Source organism: Collinsella sp. AF14-35 (assembly GCF_003464565.1).
GTDB lineage: Bacteria > Actinomycetota > Coriobacteriia > Coriobacteriales > Coriobacteriaceae > Collinsella.
Genome location: NZ_QRZD01000028.1, coordinates 17,192 through 28,121 on the forward strand (window position 1 = coordinate 17,192; position 10,930 = coordinate 28,121).

At 61.8% G+C, this 10,930-nt stretch carries 8 protein-coding genes; 6 read left to right on the plus strand and 2 right to left on the minus strand.

Going from position 1 to position 10,930, the window contains the following annotated elements:
- Window positions 1-136 precede the first annotated feature (136 nt).
- Window positions 137-1,720 (minus strand): carboxypeptidase M32, encoded by a 1,584-nt coding sequence (locus tag DWW12_RS08455; RefSeq protein WP_117855726.1) that lies wholly within the window; start codon window positions 1,718-1,720, stop codon window positions 137-139.
- Between the two features lie 504 nt (window positions 1,721-2,224).
- Here DWW12_RS08455 and pheS point away from each other — a divergent pair.
- The 6 genes from pheS (at window position 2,225) to DWW12_RS08485 (ending at window position 9,724) form a co-directional block, all read left to right on the plus strand.
- Window positions 2,225-3,301 (plus strand): phenylalanine--tRNA ligase subunit alpha, encoded by a 1,077-nt coding sequence (gene pheS / locus DWW12_RS08460; RefSeq protein ID WP_117855727.1) that lies wholly within the window; start codon window positions 2,225-2,227, stop codon window positions 3,299-3,301.
- A 161-nt stretch (window positions 3,302-3,462) separates the two neighbouring features.
- Window positions 3,463-5,916, plus strand: a complete 2,454-nt coding sequence (gene pheT, locus DWW12_RS08465; RefSeq protein ID WP_117855728.1) for a phenylalanine--tRNA ligase subunit beta — start codon at window positions 3,463-3,465, stop codon at window positions 5,914-5,916.
- Between the two features lie 169 nt (window positions 5,917-6,085).
- Window positions 6,086-7,168 (plus strand): cobalt transporter CbiM, encoded by a 1,083-nt coding sequence (gene cbiM / locus DWW12_RS08470; RefSeq protein ID WP_117855729.1) that lies wholly within the window; start codon window positions 6,086-6,088, stop codon window positions 7,166-7,168.
- Window positions 7,146-7,982, plus strand: coding sequence for an energy-coupling factor transporter transmembrane protein EcfT (locus DWW12_RS08475; protein ID WP_117855730.1), 837 nt, complete (start codon window positions 7,146-7,148; stop codon window positions 7,980-7,982). The genes cbiM and DWW12_RS08475 overlap by 23 nt, the downstream gene beginning before the upstream one ends.
- 44 nt (window positions 7,983-8,026) lie before the next feature.
- Window positions 8,027-8,797, plus strand: coding sequence for an energy-coupling factor ABC transporter ATP-binding protein (locus tag DWW12_RS08480; protein ID WP_233544279.1), 771 nt, complete (start codon window positions 8,027-8,029; stop codon window positions 8,795-8,797).
- Between the two features lie 78 nt (window positions 8,798-8,875).
- On the plus strand, window positions 8,876-9,724 hold the full coding sequence (locus tag DWW12_RS08485; protein ID WP_117855732.1) for a hypothetical protein: 849 nt from the start codon (window positions 8,876-8,878) through the stop codon (window positions 9,722-9,724).
- Here DWW12_RS08485 and DWW12_RS08490 read toward each other — a convergent pair.
- Window positions 9,721-10,930 (minus strand): endonuclease domain-containing protein (locus DWW12_RS08490; RefSeq protein ID WP_233544280.1); only part of this gene is annotated, 1,210 nt, incomplete at its 5' end. The two genes, DWW12_RS08485 and DWW12_RS08490, sit on opposite strands and share 4 nt — an antisense overlap.

Below are 10,930 nucleotides of genomic sequence, written 5' to 3' on the forward strand. Positions count from 1 at the left end.
TCGCTTGGGGTCGTTTTCTCTGACGTTGCCAAGACATTAGCGTCAACGAGCTACTCATTGGGGACAGTCTTTACCGATTGGCCGGTTTGCTGGCCGGATGGGCAAGGACTGTCCCCAACTGCCGGCCTTCAAGGCCTTACAGCTGGTAGAGCGTGGTGAACTTGTCCTGCAGGTAGCTGCAGTAGTAGCGGGCATCGAACGCCATGCCGCAGGCGCCCTTGATGAGCTCCGGCGCGTCCTTGGCGCGGCCCCACTGCCAAATGCGCTCACCCAGCCAGGCGCGGACGGGCGCCAGGTCGCCGCTCGCACAGGCGCCGTTAAGGTCGACACCGTCGCGGCACATGGCCGGCACAAACATGGCGTCGTAGGCGCTACCCAGCGCATAGGTGGGGAAGTAGCCAAACGAGCCGCCGCTCCAGTGCGTATCCTGCAGGCAGCCGTGCGTGTCGTCGGGAACGGGAATGCCCAGGTACTCGTTCATAAAGCGGTTCCAAAGCGCGGGGATGTCCTTGGCCGTGGCCTCGCCGGCAAACAGCATGCGTTCAATCTCGTAGCGCACCATAATATGCAGCGGATAGGTGAGCTCGTCGGCCTCGGTGCGGATCAGCGACGGCTGCGCAATGTTCACGGCGCGGTAGAGCGTGTCCTCGTCCACGTCGCCGTAGGCCTCGGGCGCGTGACGGCGCAGCACCTGCAGCAGCGGTCCCATAAAGGCGCGGCTGCGGCCCACGGTGTTCTCAAAGAAGCGGCTCTGGCTCTCGTGGATGCCCATGGAGGTGCCGCCCTCCAGGCACGTGCGCGCATAGGCGGGATTGACGCCTAGCTCGTAGGCGGCGTGTCCTGCCTCGTGGATGATGCTGTAGACGTTGGAGATGCAGTCGTCCTCGTAGATGTGCGTTGCGATGCGTGCGTCGCCCACCGAGAAGCCCTCGCTAAACGGATGCTCGGTAAAGGCGAGCGTGGTGTCGTCCAGGTCCAGGCCGACGAGCTTCATAAGGTCAAAGCTCATGGCGCGCTGGGCGGCCTCAGGCACGCGGGCGTGCAAAAAGTCGGCAGCGGGCTGCTGGCCGCGCTCGCCAATGGCATGCACGAGCGGTACGACCGTGGCCTTGACCTCGTCGCAAAACGCGTCGAAGCTCTTGGCGGAAAGGCCACGCTCGTACTGGTCGAGCCAAACATCGTATGGGTCGCGCTTGGGGTCCATGAGCTCGGCCTGATGCTTAAGTTGGGCGACGATTCTATCTACATAGGGCTCAAAGCTCGCCCAGTCATTGGCCGTCTTGGCCTTGTGCCACACGGCGTCGGCCTCGCAGATGAGCCTGGTCCAGGCCTCAGCCTCCTCGGTGGGAATGACGCTTGCCTCACGCTGGTCGCGGCCGAGCACGCGGATCTCGTCGAGCAGCTGCGGGTCGTCTACATGTCCGCCCGCGACGGTCTCTCGTGCCAGCGAGCGCACAAGTTCGACAGACTTTTTGCTGGTCAGCAGCTTGTGATGCTCGCCAGCAAGGGTGCCCATAGCATCGGCGCGGGCCGCGGCGCCGTTGGCAGGAGCAATCGTCGCTCCATCGAACTCGGCAATCTTGAGCAGGTACTCGCGAGTCCACAGCTTGCCCTCGAGTTTGCGGAACTTTTTGACGGCCTTGTCGACTTTAGCAGCCTTGACGCCCTTGGCAGCCTTTGCCACGGCGGCCTTGGCCTTCTTATCGAGTTTCTTTCCCATACCTATATCCTTGATCTCGCAGACCGGACGCCACGGGTGGGCGTACGGCCAGTTTGCACAGCTACCTGCCTTGTACCCAGTGCGAACAAAACGGAACGCGGCGATATGCTCGCAGAATGTGTTATCCTATAGCCCAATGCGTTGACGGAGAGGGTTTTGCCCGCCGCGTCGCCGGCAAGAGAGGGAAGGTCATGGGCTGCAAGCCTTCCTGCGGTGGCAAGGGCCAAGCGTTCACTCCCGAGCAGCGACCTCAACGGGCGCGCGGCTAGCGGCGGCGAAGCCCCAGTAGGGAAGCCGTGAGCCTCGCGATAAGGGGTGCAGAGTGGGCACGGCGGGCCAGACATCCGCTGGGTCAAACAAGGTGGTACCGCGGAATTCAACCGTCCTTGGGCAATGCACATGCCCGAGGACGGTTTTTTGTTACCGAACCGGGCCGCGCATCCGCAGCATCGGGCGGCGTCAGCCGTCCCGGAGCGCGGATGCGCGAGAGACGAAAGGGAAGACATGAGTCTGATTGATGATCTGGTCAAACTCGAGGAAGAGGCCAAGGAGCTCGTCGCAGGCGCCGACGACGCAGCCAAGCTCGAGGCTGCGCGCGTTGAGCTGCTCGGCCGCAAGGGCCGCATCACCGGCCTGATGCGCATGATGGGCAAGCTCGCCCCCGAGGATCGTCCCGTGATGGGCAAGCGAGCCAACGAGATGCGCCAGCTGATTGAGGGGATGCTCGACGAGCGCAACACCGAGATGAAGGCCGCCGCCCTCAAGCGCGCACTGGAGCACGACGCCGTCGACATCACGCTGCCGGGCATCCGTCCGCAGATCGGCCACCAGCACCTGATCAAGCAGATTATCGAGGAGGCCGAGGACGTCTTCTGCGGCATCGGCTACACCGTCGAGTCCGGCCCCATGGTCGACACCTCCTACTACAACTTCACCGCGCTCAACGCCCCCATGGATCACCCGAGCCGCTCGGCCCGCGATACCTTCTACGTGGTCGACAACAACCCCGGCAGCGTCGCGCACCCCGAGGCTCACGCCCACGGCGAGTCCGACGTGCTGCTGCGCACCCAGACTTCGGGCGTGCAGATCCACACTATGGAGTCGCAGAAGCCGCCCATCTACATGATCTGCCCGGGCACCGTCTATCGTCCCGACACGGCCGACGCCTGCCACCTGCCGCAGTTCAACCAGATCGAGGGCCTGGTCGTTGACGAGGGCATCACCTTTGGCGACCTTAAGGGCACGCTCGACTACTTTGTTAAGTGCATGTTTGGCGAGGATCGCAAGACGCGTTACCGCCCGCACTTCTTCCCCTTCACCGAGCCTAGCTGCGAGGTGGACGTGAGCTGCCACGTGTGCGGCGGCAAGGGCTGCAACTTCTGCAAGCACAGCGGCTGGATCGAGATCCTAGGCTGCGGCATGGTCGACCCCAACGTCCTGATCAACTGCGGCATCGACCCCGAGAAGTACACCGGCTTCGCCTTTGGTATTGGCGCCGAGCGCGTCGCGGCCCTGCGCTACGACCTGCCGGATCTGCGAACCCTGATGACGGGCGATATGCGCTTCTTAAATCAGTTCTAGTCCCGGCGGCTTTCCCAAGCACCGCACCTTGCCTTTCAATCGTCGGTTGCGTACCTAAGTACGCGGCCCTCCTCTTTCAAGGCAATCTGCGGCACTTGGAAAACCCGTCTCCGTTGCAGTTTTCCGGCTCAAAGCCGCATTTATGAAAGGAGACCAGTTAGATGCGCGTTTCTTACGACTGGCTCAAGACCATGATCGATATTCCGGAGGATCCCAAGACTCTTTCGGACGAATATATCCGTACCGGCACCGAGGTCGAGGCGATTGACACCGTGGGAGAATCCTTCGACCACGTGGTGACCTCCAAGGTGCTCACCAAGACCCCGCACCCCGATAGCGACCATATGTATGTGTGCTCGGTCGACGTGGGTGACAAGAACCTCGACGCTGACGGCAATCCCGCTCCGCTGCAGATCGTCTGCGGCGCGCAGAACTTCGAGGCCGGCGACCACATCGTCACGGCCATGATCGGCGCAGTTCTGCCCGGCGACGTCAAGATCAAGAAGAGCAAGCTTCGCGGCGTCGTGTCCATGGGCATGAACTGCTCCGCACGCGAGCTCGGCCTGGGCGGCGACCACTCTGGCATTATGATCCTGCCCGAGGATACGCCCTGCGGCATGCCGTTTGCCGAGTATGTGGGCTCGAGTGATACTGTGCTCGACTGCGAGATCACGCCCAACCGCCCCGACTGCCTGTCCATGATCGGCATGGCCCGCGAGACCGGCGCCATTTTCGATCGCGATTTCCACGTTGAGCTGCCCGTCATCAAGGCGGAGACTGGCCGCGCGACCGACGACGAGCTTTCCGTCGAGATTGCCGACGAGGGCCTGTGCGACCGCTATGTCGCCCGCATCGTGCGCAACGTGAAGGTCGGCCCGTCGCCCGACTGGATGGTCAAGCGCCTTAACGCCCTGGGCGTGCGTCCGCACAACAACATCGTCGACATCACCAACTACGTGATGATGCTCACCGGTCAGCCGCTGCACGCCTTTGACCTGGACACCTTTGCCGAGCGCGATGGCCACCGTCGCGTGGTGGTTCGCGCCGCCCAGCAGGATGAGAAATTCACGACGCTCGATGGCGAAGAGCGCGTGCTCGACGCCGGCATGGGCCTTATCACCGACGGCGAGCGCCCCGTGGCGTTGGCCGGCGTTATGGGCGGCATGGATTCCGAGATCGAGGACGACACCGTCGACGTGATGGTCGAGAGCGCTTGCTTCAACGCCGGTCGCACCTCGCACACCAGCCGCGATCTGTCGCTGATCTCCGACGCCTCCATTCGCTTTGAGCGCCAGGTTGACGAGACTGGCTGCGTGGATGTCGCCAACGTTACCTGCGCGCTCATCGAGGAGATCGCCGGCGGCGAGGTTGCTCCCGGCTATGTCGATGTTTTCCCCGCGCCCAAGACCATCGACAGCATCAAGCTGCGCCTGGCCCGCGTGCATGCCATCTGCGGTGCCGACATCGAGCCCGACTTTATCGAGCGTTCGCTTACCCGTCTGGGCTGCACCGTCGAGCGCGACGGCGAGGACTTTATGGTTACCCCGCCGAGCTTCCGTCCCGACCTGCCGCGCGAGATTGACCTGATCGAGGAGGTCCTGCGCCTATGGGGCATGGGCCGTGTGACGGCGACCATCCCGGCTGCCAAGAACCACATCGGCGGCCTGACCCGCGAGCAGAAGCTCACCCGCAAGGTCGGCGAGATCCTGCGCGCCTGCGGCCTCAACGAGACCACGACCTTTGGCTTTGCCGCCCCGGGCGACCTGGAGAAGATTGGCATGTCCACCGAAGGCCGCGGCTGCCCCGTGGTGCTCATGAACCCGCTGGTGGCCGAGCAGACCGAGATGCGTCGTTCGCTGCTGCCGGGCCTGCTGCAGTCCGTGGCCTACAACGAGGCGCACGGTACGCCCAACGTGCACCTGTACGAGGTCGGCAGCCTGTTCCACGGTCGCGAGAACGCCAGCCTGCCCAAGGAGACCAAGTCCGTGGCGGGTGTGCTCTCGGGCCAGTGGAGCGAGCAGTCCTGGAACATGAAGTACCGCAAGCTGCGTTTCTTCTTTGGCAAGGGCATTGTCGAGGAGCTGCTCGCCCAGCTGCGCATCGAGAAGGTTCGCTTCCGTCCCGTCGAGGGCGAGGGCTATGCCTTTTTGCAGCCGGGCCGTGCGGCTGAGGTTCTGTCCGGCGGCACCGTGCTGGGCTGGGTCGGCGAGATTCACCCCGAGGCGCGCGAGGCTATGGGCATTGACGAGGTTGTCGTTGCCTTTGAGCTCGATCTGGACAAGCTGATCAAGGGCGCCCGCAATCAGGAGAACTACCGTGAGTTCTCGCAGTACCCGGCCGTTGAGCACGACCTTGCTATCGTGGTCGACAACACTGTGACCTGCGAGGATCTTGAGCGTCGTATTACGAGTGCCGGCGGCAAGCTGCTCGAGGGCGTGCGCCTGTTCGATGTCTACCGCGATCCGGTCCGCATCGGAGCGGGCAAGAAGTCCATGGCCTTCGCACTTACGTATCGCTCTGATGACCACACGCTCACCAGCGAAGAGGTCGAGAAGGCGCACCAGAAGATCGTCACCAAGGTGTGCAAGGGCGTAAACGGCGAGGTCCGCGGCTAGGATCGCTTGCGTCTGTGACGAATGTATTGCAAAACGGCGCACTGCTTTGTTGGCAGTGCGCCGTTTGCTATGATAGCCGGCGGCGTGTTACGAACCTGGCAATACGTAACACTGGCAAGGTGATTCAAACGGCGCTGCAATCCCATGTGCCGGCAACCGGGAGGCGTATATGCACATTCCAGATAACTACCTGTCCCCGCAGACCGATGCCGTTATGGCGGTGGCGATGGTGCCCGTATGGGTTCACTGCATCAAGAAAGTGCGCGCCACGCTCGATCGCGAGCATATGGCCTTTCTGGGTATTTGCGCTGCGTTCTCCTTTTTGCTCATGATGTTCAACGTGCCGCTGCCCGGCGGCACCACTGGTCACGCCGTCGGCGGCGCACTCATCGCGCTGCTGCTGGGCCCCGAGGCCGCGGCTATCGCTGTCTCGGTCGCGCTGGCGCTGCAGGCGCTGCTGTTTGGCGACGGCGGCGTTCTGTCGTTTGGCGCCAACTGCTTTAACATGGCCTTTGTGCTGCCGTTTGTCGCTGCTATCGTGTTCCGTGCGCTCAACAGCCGTCTGCACGACAAGAGCTGGGGCACCTCGGTTTCTGCCATCGTGAGCGGTTGGGTCGGCCTGTGCCTGGCGGCCCTGTGCGCGGCAATCGAGTTTGGTATTCAGCCGATGCTCTTCACCAACGCTTCGGGCGCCCCTCTGTACTGCCCCTTCCCGCTGTCCGTGGCTATTCCGGCCATGTTGATCCCGCATATGCTGGTTGCCGGCGTGATCGAGGGCGTGGCGACGGCCGCCATCTACGGCTTCATTAAGAAGACGGCGCCGAGCATTATCGTCGGCCCCGAAGCCGCCGATGGCCAGCTTGCCGCCGATGGTACCGCCAAGAAGACTTCCCTGATTCCCACGCTCATTCTGGTCGCCGTGCTTGTCGTGGCTACGCCGCTCGGCTTGCTCGCCACCGGTGACGCCTGGGGTGAGTGGGACGCCGAGGGCGCCGCGACCGCCGTTCAGGAGGCTGGCGACGACAGCCTGCAGGCTTCGGTCGGCCTCGATACCCCGACCTTTGCCGACGCTCTACCTACGGGTGATTACCTGCAGGCCTATTCCGAGGAGCAGGGCCTTGGCTTTGCCGGTCAGGCTGCCATGTATATTCTTTCGGGCGTGATTGGCGTGGCAGTGCTCACCATCGCATTCCGTCTGATCTCGCTGACGGTTAAGGAAAGCGGTGCTCATGGCAATAGCCGAGCTGCCTAGCTGGCTTGCGGTCGAGCAGCGTTACGAGCCCGCGGGGGCTCGACATCGTGTGATGCAAAAGAACGTCCTGCATCTGGCGAGCCTGCTTGAGCGGGTTCGCCTGGGTGGAGGCGCGCACGAGGGCGGGTCGATGGTCGACCGCGCCCTTTCTTGCGTTTCGGCTCCGGTGCGCCTGGTGGGGATGTTCGTCTGCGTTCTGTGCGTGTGCCTGACGCAGAGCCCGCTATACCTGATGCTAATGGCGGCGATCGCGTTGGTGCTGGTCGCGGTGCGCCCTGTACGCGGGCTGCGCGCTACCTTTGTGCCGGCGTTGGCTGCCGCGGGGTTTGCCGTGGTTTTGGCGCTGCCTGCCCTGCTGCTGGGTGCTTCCGCCACGGGCGCTATGCTCAAGATTGCACTCAAGACCTTCATTAATGTGTCGCTGGTGCTGGGCGTTTCGTGGACCCTCACGTGGAGCCGCATGTCGGCGGCGCTCAAGATGTTGCATCTACCCGACGAAGTTATCTTTACGTTTGATATGGCGCTCAAGCACATCGAGGTGCTGGGTCGCACGGCGCACAATCTGTGCGAATCGGTCATGCTACGCAGCGTTGGCCGTGCGCCTGAGGGATTTTCGCGTACCGATTCGATCGCGGGTATCATGGGCATGACGTTTATCAAGGCGATGGAATGCAGCCGCGCGATGGACGAGGCCATGCTTTGTCGTGGCTTTGCCGGTGCGTATCCGACTCCCGCGCGGAGCGGCTTTGGCTGGCGCGATGCGGTCTATGCGGCCGGCGTGGCGCTGCTGGCAGTGTTGTGCGCCGTGCTGTAGCGCGGGCGGCCGAGCCGTCGATGTGGATAGGGAAGGGCGACGTTTTGGCAAACGATACGAATGGCGTGATGGGCGCGAGCGGTGCTACTGGCGCCAAGAGCGTGCCGCTCATCGAGTTTCGCGACGTGGTGTTCTCCTATGCGGGCCATACGGTTGTCGATGGTGTGTCGCTGCAGGTCGATCGTGGTGAACTCGTTGCCCTGCTCGGTCCCAACGGCTGCGGTAAGACGACGATTATGCGCCTTATCAACGGTCTTGAACTAGCGGACGCGGGTGCGTACCTGTTTGACGGGCACGTGATCGATGCGGCATATCTCAAGGATTCCGCAGCCGCTCAGCGTTTTCATCAGCGCGTGGGCTTTGTGTTCCAGAATGCCGACGCCCAGCTGTTCTGCGCTACGGTGGGCGAGGAAGTTGCTTTTGGCCCCGCGCAGATGGGGCTGCCGACAGACGAGCTCGAGCGCCGCGTCCGCGATGCCATGGAGCTGTTCCAGGTTGCCGATCTGGTCGATGCCTCGCCCTATCAGCTTTCGGGCGGGCAAAAGAAGCGCGTTGCGCTGGCTGCGGTGGTGTCGATGAACCCCGATATCCTAGTGCTCGATGAGCCCACCAACGGGCTCGATGAGGACTCGTGCGACATCGTAGTCAACTTTTTGCTGGCCTACGTTGCTGCCGGTAAGACGGTTTTGATGAGTACGCACCATCAAGATTTGGTGCGCCGCCTGGAGGCCCGTGCCATCTATATCGATCGATATCACCATGTGGTCGAGGCGCCCGTGCCGTCGTATGGAACCGAAAGCGGTGCTGCGGAATAGTTGCTGCGTAGGGTATGTATGGCCGCCTGTGCGACTCTGCCGTGATGGTATAGTTAACCAGGTTTTATGGGGGTGGCTATGCCAAGTTGGAACATTCATATCGCTCAAACGGAGCGCTTGCTGGCACGTGCTAGCGTGCTTGCCGATAGCGTGCGCGACCGCAATGCCTTTTTGTTTGGCTGCGTGGTTCCGGATATCTTCGTGGGCTATATGGTCCCTGGCATCGCCGATCCCATTCCGTATCGCATTACGCACTTTGCAAAGCCCGAGCCTATCCCTAAGCCGCGCGAGCACGAGTTCTGGGATACCTATGTGGCGCCGCTGCTTAAAGGCGCACCCGCGGGCGAACCTGCTGAGGCTACCTCGATTGTCGAGGAGCGCGAGCGACTGAACCGCGTGCACTATCCTCAGCGCTACAGGGATGCCGAGCCGGTTGTCGGTCCCGGCGCCTGTGAGTTCTCGCTTGCGTCCGAAGATGTGGCGCAGTCGCTGCTCGATTTAACGCTGGGCGTCTGGTCGCATCTGGTGGCCGACACGGTATGGAACACGCGTGTGAACCAGTATCTGGAAGCACACGGCGGCAAGCCGTGCGAGGAATTCCGCATTAAAAAGCAGGGCGATTTTGACTGGTTTGGCAAGACGCTGGGCATCGTTTCCATTCCGCGTGCGACCGATCGCCTCTATACCGCTGCGACGCGTTTTGGGCAGTATCCCATCCATAAAGAATATGTGCTCAAGACTATCGGCGTCATGCACGAGATTGTACGCGAAAACCCCGGCGAGCCCGATCATCCGCCATACCGCCTGCTAACTGAGGAGTTTTTCGATGCAACGTTTACCGAGGTCATCGAGCTGACCGAGGTGGGCTTTGCGACTCGCGTTGCTGCTTCTGACGTTCCCGCAGTCCCCCTGATCGCTAGCTGCTAGCTGGCCGGCTTGACGGCGAACAGCTCATCCCAATCGACCAATAGCTCCCGCCGCAGGGCATCTTCGGTGGTGCGTTCCTGATCGGTCTTTGGGATGTAGGGGAGCCCTGCCTTTTTATGGATGAGTTCGGCGATGTTGTTAAAGCTCTTCGTGTCTTTGATTTGCTCATAGGTTATCTGGATAACGTCATAGCCCATGCTTGTGAGGGCGGTGGTGCGCTCGGCATCGGAGAGACTTGCGGCTTCGCCATCGTGGGCGGAGCGGCCTTGGCATTCCAAGATGACGCCCATGCTGTCGGTGTTGCTCTCGATGAGGATATCGGCGTAGCAGCAGGTTTTGTCATACAGTGAGCGCGCGGCGTCGCTGAGTGGGATGCGCACGTTGTTTGCGATGTTGATACCCATGCCGCCCTCGTTGCGGGGGAGCGAGACAAGTATGGAGGTCTGTACTTCGAAGGGCGAGGCGGTCTGCCCCGTCATGTGCTCGGCCGCCCAGCGCAGTTGTTTAACGCCGCGCAGGCCTGCAGCCTGCTTGGCGAACGCGGCGATATCCGCCGCGCTGAGGAGCGGCGGGCGCTTCCACAAATTGGTGTCATTGCCCTTGGTGTCGACAACACGCTCCCAACCGCAGTTGGATGGAATGAGCTTAAGCGAAATGGCTTCATCGAGTTGTTGTTGCGTTCGCTCGCAGGGCGTAAACACTGCAAAGGAGCCGCACATCTCGTAGCAAGTCATGAGTAACTGGTTGCGTGAGACCTGCGTAGCAAGGCTGAGCAGCGTAAACTCGGGCGACGTGACATCAAATCCATGTTCAGTTTGCCTAAACGACCCGGGAGGCGGCTCTTGGGTCAGGAGGTGCGATTTAAACAGGCTTCGCGACCCGGATTGTGCTCGAGTGAATACAAGCCTGTGAAGCGGTGCGTGAAGCAGGTCTTTTACAACTGCACGACTTCCGAGGCCGCAACATCTGCGATCCATATTGCCAAGGCTAATAGCGGGGTAAAGCCCTAATACCTGCGGCGGGATACGGTGATAGTAAAAAGCGGATTGACCGCATAGCGTCAGGTCCATGATATCCTCCTGGTCGAAATGTGCTTTTGGACCGTGCGATGCCAGCGTCAATTCGGAAGTATGCGGCAAAATCTGAACCCTGTGAGCAGACCTGGTAGCGCGCAGAGATGTGGTGTAAGAGGCGGGGAATGCCCCG